This window comes from Micromonospora sp. NPDC048842, from assembly GCF_040649935.1.
Taxonomy (GTDB): Bacteria; Actinomycetota; Actinomycetes; order Mycobacteriales; family Micromonosporaceae; genus Micromonospora; species Micromonospora hortensis.
Map to the genome: position 1 here is coordinate 394,099 of NZ_JBEZGK010000003.1, position 14,607 is coordinate 408,705.

Below are 14,607 nucleotides of genomic sequence, written 5' to 3' on the forward strand. Positions count from 1 at the left end.
CCGGTGCCCTGCGCGGCGTCCACCCGTCGACCTTGGCATCGCCCACGTCAGCTCCATCGGACCGCACCGACCGTCCTTTCGCCACTTGAGTGCACCGCAGGGAGAGTAGATGTCATTATTCCGGGGCCGCCGCATCCTGGCGGGTGCCATGACCCTGGTCGCCGCGGCCGCGTTGACCGCGTGCGGCAGCAAGACCACCGACGAGGGCGGCGCGACCGGCGTCACCGCCGACGTCTCCGGCGACACCGTCAAGGTGGGCCTGCTCAACTCGCTCTCCGGGACCATGGCGATCAGCGAGGTCACCGTCCGCGACTCCATCATGCTCGCCGTCGATGAGATCAACGCGGCCGGCGGTGTCCTCGGCAAGAAGATCCAGCCGGTTGGTGAGGACGGCGCCTCGGACTGGCCCACCTTCGCGGAGAAGGCCGAGAAGCTCATCTCCGAGGACCGGGTGGCCGCCGTCTTCGGCTGTTGGACGTCGGCCAGCCGCAAGGCGGTCAAGCCGGTGTTCGAGAAGAACAAGGCGCTGCTGTTCTACCCGGTGCAGTACGAGGGACTTGAGCAGTCGCCCTACATCTTCTACACCGGAGCGACGACCAACCAGCAGATCGTTCCCGGGCTGGACTACCTGAAGTCGCAGGGCGCGAAGTCGGTCTATCTGGTCGGTAGCGACTACGTCTTTCCGCGGACCGCCAACAAAATCATCAAGGCGTACGCGGCCGCGAACGGGATGACGGTGCTCGGTGAGGATTACGCGCCGCTGGGCTCCACCGAGTTCGGCACCATCGTCAACAAGGTCAAATCGTCCGGCGCGGACGCGGTGTTCAACACGCTCAACGGTGACAGCAACGTGGCCTTCTTCAAGGAGTACAAGTCCGCGGGCCTGAGCGCCGCCGCGATGCCTGTGGTGTCGGTGTCGATCGCCGAGGAAGAGGTGAAGGGCATCGGCACCCAGTACCTGGAGGGTCAGTTGACGGCCTGGAACTACTACCAGACCACCCCAGGCGCGGCGAACTCGAAGTTCGTGGCCGCGTACAAGGCGAAGTACGGCGCGGACAAGCCGACCAGCGATCCGATGGAGGCCGCGTACGTCGGCGTGCACCTGTGGAAGGCGATGGTCGAGAAGGCCGGCGCCTTCGACGTGGAGAAGGTCCGCTCCGCCTCGGACGGAATCACCTTCGACGCGCCGGAGGGCCTGGTCACCGTCGACGGCAAGACCCAGCACATCGCCAAGACCGCCCGGATCGGCAAGATCGGCGCGGACGGCCTGATCACCGAGGTGTGGAACTCCGGCAAGCCGGTCGCGCCGGACCCGTACCTCAAGACCTACCCGTGGGCGAGCGGCCTGAGCTGACGACGCCGGCCCGGGCGGAACGCGTTGCCGCGCGCTCCGCCCGGGCCACCCGACCAGCAGTTCGGAGTACCCACAGTGACAGTCCTCTTCGGTCAACTCTTCACCGGCATCAGCATCGGCGCGGTGCTGCTGCTCATCGCGCTCGGCCTCGCGCTGACCTTCGGCCAGATGAACGTGATCAACATGGCGCACGGTGAGTTCATCATGGCCGGCGCGTACACCACCTACGTTCTGCAACAGAGCATCACCGGCGCCGGCCTGTCGCTGGCGGTCGCGCTACCGGTGGCGTTCGTGGTCGCCGGCACCATGGGTGTCCTGCTGGAGGTGCTGCTCATCCGCCGGCTCTACGCCCGGCCGCTGGACACCCTGCTGGTCACCTGGGGCGTGTCACTGATCTTGCAACAACTGGCCCGGGACATCTTCGGCAGCCCGAACGTGCAGACCCGCGCGCCCGAGCTGCTCACCGGCAACGTGGCGCTGCCCGGCGGGCTGACCATCGCCAACAACCGGCTGTTCATCCTGGCCCTGGCGCTGGCCGCCGTCGCGGCGCTCACCCTGGCGCTGCGACTCACCCCGCTCGGGCGTCGTATCCGCGCTGTGGTGCAGAACCGCGACCTCGCCGCCGTGTCCGGCATCGCCACCTCTCGGGTCGACCGGACGACCTTCTTCCTCGGCTCCGGCCTGGCCGGGCTCGCCGGGGTGGCCCTCACCCTGCTCGGCCCGATCGGCCCGACCATGGGCACCAACCTGATCATCGACGCCTTCCTGGTCGTCGTGGTCGGCGGGATCGGCCAACTCAAGGGCAGTGTGATCGTCGCCTTCGCCCTCGGCGTGCTCCAGGCCACCGGGGAGTACCTGACCACCCTCAGCGTCGCCAAGGTGATCGTGTTCGTGGCGATCGTCGCGTTCCTCCAGTGGCGGCCACAGGGCCTGTTCACCCTGCGGACCAGGAGCCTCGCATGACAGCCGTCACCCCCGCGCCACCCGACACCGCCGTCCGCCCGGCGCCCGCCGGCGCCGTACCACCGGGCCGCCCCGCCGGCCGCTCGCGACTACGGACCCTGGCCGGCTTCGCCTTCGGCGCGGCGCTGCTGTTCGCCGTCGCCCCGCTGGTGTTGTCGGACTTCCGGCTGGCGTTGCTCGCCAAGTATCTCTGCGTCGCCATGGTCGCGGTCGGCATCGGGATCGCCTGGGGCCGGGGCGGGATGCTCACCCTCGGCCAGGGTGTCTTCTTCGGCCTCGGCGGCTACGCGATGGCCATGCACCTCAAGCTCGCCGACGCGGGCCCGGGTGGGATGCCCGACTTCATGCAGCTGTACGGGCAACTCGACGAGCTGCCGCTGTGGTGGCGGCCGTTCGCCAGCCCCTGGTTCGCGTTGCCCGCCACGGTGCTGCTGCCGATGATCGTCGCCTTCGGGCTCGGCTCGCTGGTCTTCCGTCGCCGGGTGCGCGGCGCGTACTTCGCCATCCTCAGTCAGGCGCTCGCCGCCGCGATGGTGATCCTGCTGATCGGCCAGCAGGGCACCACGGGTGGCACCAACGGGCTCACCGACATCAAGGGCTTCTTCGGCTACGACCTGGACGACCCGGTCAACCAGCGGATGGTGTACTTCATCATCGCCGGGACGCTGCTGGCGTTGCTCGCACTGGCCCGCCAGCTCATCCACAGCCGCTACGGCGAGTTGCTGGTGGCGGTTCGCGACGGTGAGGAACGGGTCCGCTTCCTCGGCTACGACCCGGCGTCGGTCAAGCTGGTGGCGTACGTGGTGGCGGCGGGCATGGCCGGGCTGGCCGGTGCGCTGTTCGTGCCGGCGGTGGGCATCATCTCGCCCGCGCTGATCGGCATCGTCCCGTCGATCGAGTTCGTCATCGGCGTCGCGGTGGGCGGCCGGGCGACACTGCTCGGTCCGGTGCTCGGCGCGGTGGCGGTGGCCTGGGCGCGTACCGCGCTCTCCGAGCGTTTCCCGGGCACCTGGACGTACCTGCAGGGGTTGCTTTTCGTGGTCGTTGTGGCGTTCCTTCCCGGCGGCCTGGCGTCGCTGTGGGCGTTGGCCCGCCGCCGCGACACCGCCGCGCCGCCGTTGTGGCGCGGGCGGTTGTCGCTGGGCCGACGACGCGTTGAGCGGACGGAGGTGCCGGCGGCATGAGCGGCGAGCGGTTGGACGGGTTGTCCGTCAGTGACGTGCGGGTCAGCTTCGACGGTTTCACCGCAGTGGACGGCGTCTCGTTGGAGGTGCCAGCCGGCGACATCCGGTTCCTGATCGGGCCGAACGGCGCCGGGAAGACCACTCTGGTCGACGCGATCACCGGTCTGGTCCGGGCCACCGGCTCGGTCCGGTTCGGGGACGAGGAACTGCTCGGCCGGCCGGTGCACCGGATCAGTCGGCTCGGTATCGGGCGGACCTTCCAGACCTCGACGGTCTTCGAGGAGCTGTCGGTGTTGCAGAACCTCGACATCGCGGCGGGCGCCCGGCGTAGCTGGACGACACTGGCCCGCCGCCGTCGGGGTGTGCCCGACGAGATCGCCGCCGCGCTGGAGACCATCGGTCTGGCCGAGCGGGCCGCGGACCTCGCCGGGACGCTCGCGCACGGCCAGAAGCAGTGGCTGGAGATCGGCATGCTGCTGGTGCAGGACGCGCGGCTGCTGCTGCTGGACGAGCCGGTCGCCGGGATGAGCCATGAGGAACGCGACGCCACCGGCGCGCTGCTGGAGTTGGTGAGCCGGGATCGCACCGTCGTCGTGATCGAGCACGACATGGACTTCCTCCGTCGGTTCGCGCGCAGCGTCACAGTGCTGCACGCCGGCCGGGTGCTCAGCGAGGGCACCGTCGCGCAGGTCCAGGCGGATCCGCGCGTGCAGGAGGTCTACCTTGGCCACCCGGTCGACGCCGGGTCGGCCCGCACCGGCCTGGAGGCATGATGCTGACGCTACGCGGGGTGCACGCCGGGTACGGGCGCTCTCGGGTGCTGCACGGGGTCGATCTGGCGGTCCCGCCCGACGGGGTGGCCGCCGTGCTCGGGCACAACGGTGCCGGCAAGAGCACCCTGCTGCGGGTCGCGGCGGGGTTGCTGCGCCCGAGTGCCGGCACCGTCGAGCTGGACGGCGAGGACGTCACCCGCGCCGGGCCGCACGAGCGGGTGGCGCGGGGGATGGCGTACGTCCCGCAGGGTCAGCAGTGCTTTCCGCACCTGACCGCCGCGGAGAATCTGCGGCTGGTCGCCGACGGCCGGCGCGACGGTGCGGTGGCCACGGCGGAGGTGCTGGACCTGTTTCCGGCGTTGCGCGCGCTGCTGCGGCGTCGGGCCGGGCTGCTCTCCGGCGGTCAGCGCCAGCAGTTGGCCATCGCCCGCGCCCTGATCACCCGGCCGCGGCTGCTGATGCTCGACGAGCCGACCGAGGGCATCCAGCCGTCGGTGGTCGCGGAGATCCAGGAGCGGATCGTCGAGTTGACCCGGCAGTCCGGGTTCAGTGTGCTGCTCGTCGAGCAGCACCTGGGCTTCGCGCTGCGGGTGGCGGACCGCTACCACGTGTTGGAGTCCGGGCGGGTCACCTCGCACGGCGACGGGGGCGTCACGGCGGAACGGGAGGTCCGCGCGGCGTTGGCGGTGTGAGCGGGGGTGGCGTCGGTCAGGTCCTCGGTGCGGGCCCTGTCGAGTCGCGGACGACCAGCAGGTGCCCGGTGGGGCGGCGGCGGGGGCGTGTCGTGCGCGGCTTGAGCGCGAGGGTGAGTGCCGTGCGGCCCATCTCGGTCATGGGCAGGCGGATGGTGGTGAGGCTGGGGGCGAGGTCGGCCGCCACGGAGACGTCGTCGAAGCCGACGACCGACATCCGTGCGGGCACCGGCACGCGGCGGGAGCGCAGCGTCGACAGCACGCCCATGGCCATCACGTCGTTGAGGGCGATGATCGCCGTCGTCTCGGGATGTTCGTTGAGGATCTGCTCGGCGGCGGCGCGCCCACCGCCGCGGGTGAAGTCGCTGTGCACGACGGCGAGGTCGGCGGGAGACCGCCCGCGCTCCCGCAGGGCCGACGACACTCCGGCCAGCCGGTCGGCGACCGTGGTGAGGCCGGCGCTGCCCGCGGCGACAGCGATCCGCCGGTGGCCGAGATCCATCAGGTGCTGGGCGAGCGCGTGGCCGCCGGCTTCGTTGTCCGGCAGGACGGCGTCGACGCCGAGCGCGTGCCGTCCAATGGCGGCGGCCCGTCCGCCGTGGTCCTGGAACGCGGCCAGCTCGGCGCGGGCCGCGCTCTCCATCCGTGGGTCGTCGTAGCCGGAACCGCTGATCAGCACGATGCCGACCCGCTGGGCGATCAGGTGGCGCAGTTGTTGCAGCTCGTAGCCGGGGTCGCGGCCGGACTGGCAGATCTGCACCAGCAGCCCCTGCTCGGCGGCGAGCTGGATGACCCCGGCGGCGATCTCGGAGAAGTACGGGTCGTCGACCTGGTGGACGATCAACCCCACAGTGGAGGTGGCCCCGCTGGCCAGGGTGCGGGCGTACGGGTTGGCCACGTAGCCCAGCTCACTGGCGATCTGCCGGATCCGGTCGGCCACCTCGGTGCTGACCCCCTCACGGCCGGCGAGGGCTCGGGAGGCGGTCGCCAGCGAGACGGCGGCGTGTTCGGCGACGTCCACGAGGCGCGGCCGTTGGCTGGCCCTGGGCATCGGCAACCCTCCGAAAACATTCATGTCACCCGATCTGTTGCGAGCGACATCGATCGAAGCCTAGGGTACGTAAGCGCTTTCGTAAGCGCTTACGTGACCGGCATCCGGCATGCCGCGAAACGAGGTGACAGCCATGTCCAGGGCCCGACGAGCGGCCGTCTCCCTCCTGGCGATCGGCGCACTGACCGGCGCCAGCGCGCCACCGGCGCAGGCGGATCGCGGCCTCTCGCACGACGTCCACCCGGCGCTGCGCGTGCACCTGGTCGCCGCGTACGACTTCGACCACCCGGTGCCCGGCGACAGCGCCCTCGAACGCGACCAGGCGCGTTCCGGCACCGAGATCGAGCTGATCAACGGCGGCGCCGCCATGCGGGTGCCGGACCGCGCCTACCGGGGCAGCCGCAACGCGGTACAGACCCGGCAGGTCGCGCCCGCCGTCGCCGGCAACGACGACTGGAAGGCCGGCACCTGGTCGGCCAGCGGGGTGCGGACGCTGCGTGCCTTCAGCGCCACCGCCGGCACCACGGTCATGGGTTGGTTCAAGCTGAACATGGACAGCCCGCTACCCAACTCCACCACCGCCGACCCGGACGACAGGTACAACGCGATCGGGCTGGCCGGAGTGCTGACCGGCGACTCCGACGGCCACGGCGTCCGCGCACTGCTGGAGCTGATCGACGTCGACGGGCAGTTGCGTCTCGTCGCGCTCGGCCGGCGGCTCGACGGCGGCAACTCACAGACCTTCGCCGCCACCCGGGACTGGCGCGAGCTGCTGCCGGTGGGGGAGTGGGTGCACCTGGCCGCCACCTTCGACTTCGCCACCGGCGCGCTCGCCCTCTACCGCAACGGCGAACCGGTGGACGGCTTCTACACCCGCGCCGACGACCCGTGGCTGGTGTCCGGGCCGGGCCCGCACGTGACCACCGCGTCCGACCCCCGGGGCATCAAGATCGGCGGCAGCTTCCCCCAGGACACCCTGGAACGCAACCCGTGCGACTGCCGGATGGACGGCCTGATGTTCCTCGACAGTGTGGTCTCCGCGAACGACGTGCGGAGGCAGTACCGCCACCTTGCCCGCTGACCACCCTCGGCACCGTCCCACCGAGAAGGAGACACGCGTGCGCACCCTGCACCGCCGCGCCGGCGCCGTCCGCCGGCCCACAGTGAGGGCCGGCCTCACCGCCCTCGTGCTGATCCTGTCCACACTGGTCGCCACGCCCGCGCGGGCCGCCGACGCGGTCGACGACCCGATCCCCGAGATGCCGGTCCAGTCCCGACTGGGGCTGGTCCTCAGCGAGTACGCCAGCTTCCCGCAGTCGTACCCCACGCCGGCGCCGACCGACGCGCGGCTCATGCGTACCGCGCGGATCAACACCATCATGGAGGTGCCCGACGGCTCCGGCCGGCGGGCGGTGCCCGACCTCAACGGCAGCCTCTACCTGGTCGAGGGCGGCGTGCCGCACGTCTACCTGGACGTGGCCGCGACGTTCGCGCCGCGGTTCTTCTCCGGTCGTGGGCTCGGCCAGGGCTTCGGGTACGTCGCGTTCCACCCGGAGTTCGGGGTGAACGGCCGGTTCTACACCATCCACACCGAGTTGGCGTCGACGACGACCGTCGCCCCCGACTACGCCCAGCCCAACACGCTCTTCCACGGTGTCATCACCGAATGGACGGCGACCGATCCGGCCGCCGCCACCTTCGCCGGCACCCACCGGGAGGTGCTGCGCATCGGCTTCGGCGGCCAGGTGCACGGCATCCAGGAGATCAACTTCAATCCCACCGCCAAGCGCCACGACCGCGACTACGGCCTGCTGTACCTCGCCGTCGGCGACGGTGGCCAGGGCGCCCGCAACACCGATCCGCAGAACCTGGCCCTGCCGCACGGCAAGCTGCTGCGGATCGACCCGCGGGGCACCAACTCCGCGAACGGGCGCTACGGCATCCCGGCCGGGAACCCGTTCGTCGGCCGGGCCGGCGCGCTCGGCGAGCTCTACGCAGTGGGTTTCCGGGACCCGCACCGGTTCAGCTGGGACCGGGCGACCGGCCGGATGTACCTCGGGCACATCGGTGAACACGCGGTCGAGGCGATCTACGAGGTCCGTGCCGGGGACAACTTCGGCTGGAGCGAGCGCGAGGGTTCGTTCGTCTTCGACAAGGCGGCCACGAACCCCTGCGACCGGCTGCTCCCGCTGCCCGCCGACGACGACAGGTACGGCTACACCTATCCGGTCGCCGCGTACGACCACGACCCCGCGGCTGGCTGGAACTGCACCGACGACGTCGGTGTCGCGGTGGCCGGCGGCTTCGTCTACCGGGGGCGGACGCTGCCCGCGCTGCGCGGCACGTACGTCTTCGGCGACCTTGTCGACGGCCGGGTGCTCTACACCGAGGCCAACGAGATGCGCCGGGGCCGAGGGCTGGCCACGATCCACCAGCTCGCGCTCTTCGACACGGCGGGCACCCCGGTCCGGATGCGCGACCTGTCCGCACCGGGCGCGCCTGGTGACCCCAACCGGGTGGACCTGCGCTTCGGCACCGACGCCGCCGGTGAGCTCTACGTCGTCGCGAAGGCCAACGGAAAGGTCTGGAAGGTGACCGGTACCCGGGAGTTCGCCAGCGGTGACGTCGGGGACGTCACACTCCGCCGCACCGCCGGGGCCGCGAACTGGGCGCCGGTCACGCCCGCGAAGTGGCAGTTCACACACGACCAGGTCATCCTGGCCGAGGCCGGGGAGAGCCGGCCGGGCCCGCGCCGGCCCTTCGAGTACGCCGTGCTGACCAACGGTCCGGCGTGGTCGTCGGTGCGGGTCGACGCCCAGGTAAGGCTCGACACGCCGGTGGAGATCACCAACCGGGATGTGATCATCGTCTTCGGCTGGCGTTCGGACACCGAGTACTACTACGCCCACCTCTCCACCGACAACACGATCTATCCGCACAACGGCATCTTCAAGGTGAACAACGCCGACCGGGAGCGCATCGACCACCAGTGGAACGGCCGGTCCCGGGGCGCCAACCCGGCGATCACCGATGCCAGGTGGCACCACGTCCGGGTGGTGCACCTGCCGACCACCGGTGAGATCGCCGTCTACGTCGACGGGCAGCGGGACCCGCTGCTGACCGCGAAGGACACCACGTTCGGCTCCGGCCGGGTCGGCTTCGGCTCGTTCGACAACGTGGGCCGACTGCGCAACCTGACCGTCACCGGCACACCTGCCTGAACCGGGTCACGGTGGGGACGGCGACGCTCGCGCCGCCGTCCCCACCGGCTCATCCGTCGACCTGCCCCGGCGGTGCCGGTCCGGTTCGTAGAATTCCTGCCATGCCGGAGATCGTCGAGTTGCTGGCCTCGCCCGTGCACCGCTTCCTGGGTCGGCCCGCCGACGGCCCGGCACCGGCCCCGCCCGGGGAGCTGGTCGACGCCGTCCGGATCCGGGCCGGCCTCGGCATCGTCGGCGACCGATACTTCGGCCAGCCGGCGCACCGCGACGCCAGCGTCACAGTCATCGCCCAGGAGTCGCTGCCGGTCGGCATCGGTCTGGCCGAGGTACGGCGCAACATCCTCACCACCGGGATCGCCGTGGACGAGCTGATCGGCAGAGTGCTGGTGCTGGACTCCGGCGACGGCCCGGTCAGCCTGCGGGTCAACCGGGCGGCCCGACCGTGCGCCTGGATGGACGTCACAGTCGGCCCGGGGACGTGGAAGGCGCTGCGCACCACCGGCGGCATCCGCTGCACACCGCTCAACGACGGCACCCTGCGCATCGGCGCGATCGACGCCGTCGTGAGCTGAGGAAAGGGCTCGACGGTGACGGCCCGGCTGGTCGATTCGGCGAGGTGACGCTCTGGCGAGCCGGTGCGTGGTAGAACCAAACCGCGCATCGGCTCGCAGGTCTCCGGGCAGCCGGGGGCAATGCCGGACGGGACCTCATCCGAAACAGAGGTGGTGCGTTGAACCTCGAGCTGCGGCAGCTCATCGAGGAGTTGCGGGCTGAGCTGGCCGACGTGCCGGACAGCCTGGCCTACGCTGACTTCGGCGAGGGGGCGGCCATCGACGCCGTGCCGGTGGGGCTCCCGGCCGACCTGCGGGACCTCCTGCTGGTGGCCGACGGGCTGCGGGCGGGCCGGGTCGAGCTGGCGTCCTCGTCGACCCTCGCGGGGATGCAGTACCACCTGGACTACGCTCCGGACTTCTCGTCCATTCCACAGGACCGGGCAGGCTGGCTGGTGGTCGGCGTCCGCAGCGACGAGCCGATCTTCATGGATCGTGGCACGGGAGCGATCTGGTACTTCCCACCCACCGGCACCGAGTGGTTCATGTCCGACGCGTTCGAGGAGCTTGCCCCCGACGTGGAATCCTTCGTGGACTACTACCTGCTCGGGCCGGGCTACGCCGACCTGACCCCCGCCGACGACCGGTGGTTCGCGTTCCTCGACGAGCAGGGCCTGCTCGACGAGGACGACGAGGACGGCAGCTGAGTCAGACCGGGCTGATGTGTGCGGCCAGGACCCGCCAGCCGTGCGGGTCGTCGTGGACCCACGTCCTGGTGTAGCGCAGCCGCGCCGCGAACGGCGCCCCCTCGGAAAAGCCGGACACCCGGCCCAGGAAGAACGTGACCCCCGTCTTGCCGACGACGAGCAGGTCCAACTCCTCCTCCACCAACTCCTCGACGACCGTGCGGCGGTCCCGGTGGGCGGCCAGGTCATCCTGCTTGCTGTGGGTACGCCCGTCCGGGCCGATGGCGATCAACTGGTCGACCAGCAGCTGATCGAGGGCGGCGACGTCGCCGGCCCGTTGGGCTGCCTGCAGGGTGCGCTCGGCGTCGAGCAGCTCAGCCTCGCGTGCGCTGTCCGGCATCGTGCCGTCCTCCCGTTCGGGTCCGACCCGGTGCCACAGTCGGCCCGGGCTGTCCGCATTGTGGCAGCCAACCCGACCCGGGTGGGGAGGGATCGCCGCTGACATTCACAGACTCAGGCGAATCCGTACGACGGTCTCCCCGGGACCGGTGAGCACCGCGACCTCGTCACAGATCTGCTCCACGATCGCCAGCCCGCGACCCCGTACCGAGTCTGCGGCCGGCATGCTCCGGCCGAAGGCCCGCGTCGGCCCCTGGTCGACCACGTCGCAGAACACCTGACCCGGCTCGGCCCAGAGCCGGACCCAGCCGCCGCCTGCGGTGTGCTGCAACGTGTTGGTGGCCAGCTCGCTGACCGCCAACGTCAACAGCTCCGCCCGCTCGGTCGACAGGCCACGGGCCAGCGCCCCGGCGCTGACGAACGCGCGCAGCGCTCGGATGTCGGTCGCGACCTGATACGCCATGGTGTCCGCTGCGTGGGTGGGGACACTCTGCTCGGCCACGGTCTCCCGTCGCTCGCCCGGCATCAGCCCGCCCGATGCGGCTGCCCGGCCAGCGGCACCGCGTCCCGTGCGGGTGCCGTGGGCGTGCGAGCCTCGAAGTGCGCCATCGGGCAGCAGGAACCCTTCTCGTAGCGACAGCTGTTGTCGCCACATCATGTCACCCACTGCCCGCTTGACTGTCTCGTCCGTTCGGCGGTTGATCACTTGCGGACCGGCCCGACCAGCGTCGCGGCCCCAAGAGCAATGAGATGAGCCTGGCGGGCCGGGCAGCCTGGCCGGTCCGGCAGGGGAGCCGGGTCAGGGTGTCGCGTCGAAGGCGATCGATTCGCTCAACTCCCGCCACCGCGCGTCCGAGGCGGCGAGGGCCTCGGCGGCCGCGTGGGCGGCGGCCACCGCGTCGGCGCCGAGCAGCAACCGGAGCGGCGGGTCGTCGACCCGGGTAATCCGGATGATCGCCTGGGCGGCGCGGGCCGGGTCGCCCGGCTGGGCGCCGCTGGCCTGGCGCAGCCGTTGCACGGCCGGGTCGATGACCGGCCGGTACGGTTCGCTGATCGGCAGGGCGCTCATCGACGAGCCGGCCCAGTCGGTGCGCAGCCCACCCGGCTCGACAGAGGTGACCCGGATCCCGAACGCCTCGACCTCTTTGGCGAGCACCGCGGAGAAGCCGCTGACCGCCCACTTGGCGGACTGGTACGCGCCCAGACCCGTGCTCGCGACCCGGCTGCCGACACTGGAGATCTGTAGGATGTGCCCGCGCCCCTGGTCGCGCATCACCGGCAGGGCGGCCCGGGACAGATTGACCACGCCGAAGAAGTTCGCCTCAACCTGCGCCCGGAAGTCGTCCTCCGACATGTCCTCGATCGCGGCGACGTCCGCGTACCCGGCGTTGTTGACCAGGATGTCCAGCGCCCCGAACGTGTCCACAGCGGTGCGGACGGCGGCGCGGGCGGCGGCGGGGTCGTTGACGTCGAGGGCCACCGTGCGGACCTGGTCACCGTGGCGGTCGACCAGGTCGTCGAGCTGTGCCGGGTTGCGGGCGGTGGCCACCAGGTGGTCGCCGTCGGCCAGAACCGCCTCGGCGAGGGCGCGGCCGAGACCACGCGAACAGCCGGTGATGAGCCAGACTCGCGGCACGGCATTCCCCTCGTGTCGGTGGACCTACTCGTCGTCAGGGTCGGATGTCCAGAGCGCCGATCAGCCCGTCGCGCAGCGTGAACCGGTACCGCAGCTCGATCGGGCTGCCGGGGAAGTCACCGGACACCCGGGTGATAGCCAGGTACGAGTCGCCCGCCTGCGACGTGACCCGGACCGGCTCCGCGGTGTACGAGTAGGCCTCCATCGTCTTCTGTCGCCAGGCGCGGATCGAGGCCCGCCCGTCGTACAGGCGGTCCTCGTCGGCGACGCTCGCGGTGTCCGCGAAGCAGGCGACGAAGGCGTCCAGGTCCCGGTCGTTGACGGCCCGGAAGTACCTGTCGATCACGTCGGGCAGGTCGAGGGCCATCTGCTCCTCCTGCGGCACGGGCCGCCGTCGGGCAGCCGTCGGGTTCCCGGTCCGACCTCACCGTACGAGAAGCCGACGGCACCGCGCGGAGCAACCAGCAGAACCATCCAGGCTGCGGCTGCCTGGTTTGCTGCCGGTGGGCCCGGGTAGCCACGCGTTTCCGACAGCGAAGGGCGGGGGCATGGCCGAGCTGGCGTTCGTCGACAAGGTTGCGGCACGGGCGGGTCTCCCGCCGGAGCAGGCGCGCTCGCTCACCGAGGCGGTCCTGCGGACCCTCACCGAGAGGCTCAGTGGTGGGGAGGCGGGCGCGTTGGCCCCCCACCTGGCCGACGAGCTGAGCCCGCTGCTGGTCAAGGCCGCCGAGCCGCCGGAATCGTTCGGCTACGACGAGTTCCTGCGCCGGGTGGCCGATCGCGCCGGGATCGACGGCGCGGCCGCCGAGCGGGGCACCCGCGCGGTGCTCCAGACGATGCACCGGGTGGTCGGGCACCGGGAGTTCGAGGACGCCCTGGCCCAACTCCCGGCGGACCTGCGGGCACTGGCGCAACCGCTGCCGCACGGCCCCTGACCAACGCCCACCGCCGCGCGCCTCGGGCGTCGGTGACCGTTCGGTCAGTGGCGTGCCGCCACGGCACCGGATCTACTGTGCGTTACCGATCGAACGCACAGTGGTGGTGGCCCCGCGCCCGTCCGCCGGGTCGTCGCCGCTCCGATCCGAGGAGCGTCCCCCTTGGCGTCCATGGTGTCCCCACGTCCCCTGCTGACCGCGGCGACGACAGTCGTCGCGCTGATCACCCTCGCTCCCGCTCCCGCCACCGCGTCCCCGCACAGCTATCGGGTCGTCGACCTCGGCACCCTGAGCGGGGGTGACGGCGCTGCGACGGCGATGAACGACCGCGGCGACATCGTCGGCTGGAGCACCGTCGCCAGCGGAGCCCGGCACGCCGTGCTCTGGCGCCACGGTGTCATCACCGACCTGGGCGTGCTGCCGGGCGACACGGATTCCAGCGCCGTGGACGTCAACGAGTTCGGTGACGTGGCGATCACCTCCTTCGGCTCGGACTACCTGACCCGCGCGGTGCTCTGGCGCGACGGTCAGCTCCACGACCTGGGCACCCTGGGCGGGGAGAACAGTGTGGCGATCGGCGTCAACGACCGGCGGCAGGTGCTCGGCACCAGCGAACCGGCCGGCGAGATGCCGCACCGCTTCCTGTGGCGCGACGGTGTCTTCACCGACCTGGGCCTGGAGTACTTCTACGAGTTCACCGCCGACTTCAACAACGCGGGCGACGTGGTGGGCGGGTTCAACGTGCCGCCGCAGGACTACCCGTGCACCTGCGTCGGCGGTCTCCTGCGCAACGGCGTCTTCACCCAGATCGGCAGCGAGGCCATCGGGGTCAACAACCGGGGCCAGGTGGTGGGTGCGGCGAACGGGCGGGCTTTCCGCTGGCAGAACGGGACACTGACCGACCTCGGCACGCTCGGTGGCGACTGGAGCCGAGCCACCGCGATAAACGACCGGGGCGACGTGGTGGGCCAGAGCACCACCACCGCCGCGTGGCGCCCGTTCCTCTGGCGCAACGGAGTGATGACCGACCTGACCACCCGGGGCGTGTGGGAGACCGACTCGATCGTGGACATCAACATTCGGGGCCAGCTCGTCGGCGCCCGGGGGAACCGGCCGGTGCTGTTCCGCTGAGCGGCGTTCCTCGCACCACGGACTTGGCGGG

16 protein-coding genes are annotated in these 14,607 nt (G+C 71.2%); 11 read left to right on the plus strand and 5 right to left on the minus strand.

Annotation, left to right across the window (positions count from 1 at the left end):
• Positions 1-109: 109 nt before the first annotated feature.
• The 5 genes from urtA to urtE all read left to right on the plus strand — a co-directional run bounded on the left by urtA (position 110) and on the right by urtE (position 4,966).
• Positions 110-1,354: an urea ABC transporter substrate-binding protein gene (gene urtA, locus AB0C19_RS06610; protein WP_357180457.1), complete on the plus strand. Its 1,245-nt coding sequence runs from the start codon at positions 110-112 to the stop codon at positions 1,352-1,354.
• A 75-nt stretch (positions 1,355-1,429) separates the two neighbouring features.
• Positions 1,430-2,317: an urea ABC transporter permease subunit UrtB gene (urtB, locus tag AB0C19_RS06615; RefSeq protein WP_112605839.1), complete on the plus strand. Its 888-nt coding sequence runs from the start codon at positions 1,430-1,432 to the stop codon at positions 2,315-2,317.
• Positions 2,314-3,501, plus strand: a complete 1,188-nt coding sequence (gene urtC / locus AB0C19_RS06620) for an urea ABC transporter permease subunit UrtC (RefSeq protein WP_357180460.1) — start codon at positions 2,314-2,316, stop codon at positions 3,499-3,501. Before urtB ends, urtC begins: the two co-directional genes overlap by 4 nt.
• Positions 3,498-4,274, plus strand: coding sequence for an urea ABC transporter ATP-binding protein UrtD (gene urtD / locus AB0C19_RS06625; protein ID WP_357180463.1), 777 nt, complete (start codon positions 3,498-3,500; stop codon positions 4,272-4,274). The genes urtC and urtD overlap by 4 nt, the downstream gene beginning before the upstream one ends.
• Positions 4,274-4,966, plus strand: a complete 693-nt coding sequence (urtE, locus tag AB0C19_RS06630; protein WP_357180466.1) for an urea ABC transporter ATP-binding subunit UrtE — start codon at positions 4,274-4,276, stop codon at positions 4,964-4,966. The genes urtD and urtE overlap by 1 nt, the downstream gene beginning before the upstream one ends.
• A gap of 16 nt (positions 4,967-4,982) precedes the next feature.
• Here the strand turns inward: urtE and AB0C19_RS06635 are convergent, their stop codons facing one another.
• Positions 4,983-6,017: a LacI family DNA-binding transcriptional regulator gene (locus tag AB0C19_RS06635; protein ID WP_357180470.1), complete on the minus strand. Its 1,035-nt coding sequence runs from the start codon at positions 6,015-6,017 to the stop codon at positions 4,983-4,985.
• Positions 6,018-6,150: 133 nt separating this feature from the next.
• Here AB0C19_RS06635 and AB0C19_RS06640 point away from each other — a divergent pair, with 133 nt between their 5' ends.
• The 4 genes from AB0C19_RS06640 (at position 6,151) to AB0C19_RS06655 (ending at position 10,496) form a co-directional block, all read left to right on the plus strand.
• A complete protein-coding gene (locus tag AB0C19_RS06640) occupies positions 6,151-7,098 on the plus strand; it encodes a LamG-like jellyroll fold domain-containing protein (RefSeq protein ID WP_357180473.1) in 948 nt (315 codons plus the stop codon).
• Positions 7,099-7,135: 37 nt separating this feature from the next.
• Positions 7,136-9,238: a PQQ-dependent sugar dehydrogenase gene (locus AB0C19_RS06645; RefSeq protein ID WP_357180476.1), complete on the plus strand. Its 2,103-nt coding sequence runs from the start codon at positions 7,136-7,138 to the stop codon at positions 9,236-9,238.
• Positions 9,239-9,339: 101 nt separating this feature from the next.
• The gene (locus AB0C19_RS06650) at positions 9,340-9,810 is read left to right on the plus strand and encodes a molybdenum cofactor biosysynthesis protein (protein ID WP_357180479.1); all 471 of its coding nucleotides are present in this window, start codon (positions 9,340-9,342) and stop codon (positions 9,808-9,810) included.
• Positions 9,811-9,968: 158 nt separating this feature from the next.
• Positions 9,969-10,496, plus strand: coding sequence for a hypothetical protein (locus tag AB0C19_RS06655; protein ID WP_357180482.1), 528 nt, complete (start codon positions 9,969-9,971; stop codon positions 10,494-10,496).
• 1 nt (position 10,497) lies between these two features.
• Here AB0C19_RS06655 and AB0C19_RS06660 read toward each other — a convergent pair whose 3' ends face one another.
• From AB0C19_RS06660 to AB0C19_RS06675, 4 genes are all read right to left on the minus strand, one after another.
• Positions 10,498-10,875: a nuclear transport factor 2 family protein gene (locus AB0C19_RS06660; RefSeq protein WP_112672939.1), complete on the minus strand. Its 378-nt coding sequence runs from the start codon at positions 10,873-10,875 to the stop codon at positions 10,498-10,500.
• A 105-nt stretch (positions 10,876-10,980) separates the two neighbouring features.
• Positions 10,981-11,400, minus strand: coding sequence for an ATP-binding protein (locus tag AB0C19_RS06665; RefSeq protein ID WP_357180486.1), 420 nt, complete (start codon positions 11,398-11,400; stop codon positions 10,981-10,983).
• 273 nt (positions 11,401-11,673) lie between these two features.
• Positions 11,674-12,510: an oxidoreductase gene (locus AB0C19_RS06670; protein WP_357180489.1), complete on the minus strand. Its 837-nt coding sequence runs from the start codon at positions 12,508-12,510 to the stop codon at positions 11,674-11,676.
• 34 nt (positions 12,511-12,544) lie between these two features.
• A complete protein-coding gene (locus AB0C19_RS06675; RefSeq protein WP_357180493.1) occupies positions 12,545-12,877 on the minus strand; it encodes a nuclear transport factor 2 family protein in 333 nt (110 codons plus the stop codon).
• Between the two features lie 181 nt (positions 12,878-13,058).
• Between AB0C19_RS06675 and AB0C19_RS06680 the strand changes: the two genes are divergently transcribed.
• Together AB0C19_RS06680 and AB0C19_RS06685 are read left to right on the plus strand one after the other, a co-directional pair.
• Positions 13,059-13,445, plus strand: coding sequence for a DUF2267 domain-containing protein (locus AB0C19_RS06680; protein WP_357180496.1), 387 nt, complete (start codon positions 13,059-13,061; stop codon positions 13,443-13,445).
• A 171-nt stretch (positions 13,446-13,616) separates the two neighbouring features.
• Positions 13,617-14,576: a hypothetical protein gene (locus AB0C19_RS06685; RefSeq protein ID WP_357180718.1), complete on the plus strand. Its 960-nt coding sequence runs from the start codon at positions 13,617-13,619 to the stop codon at positions 14,574-14,576.
• Positions 14,577-14,607: the final 31 nt, after the last annotated feature.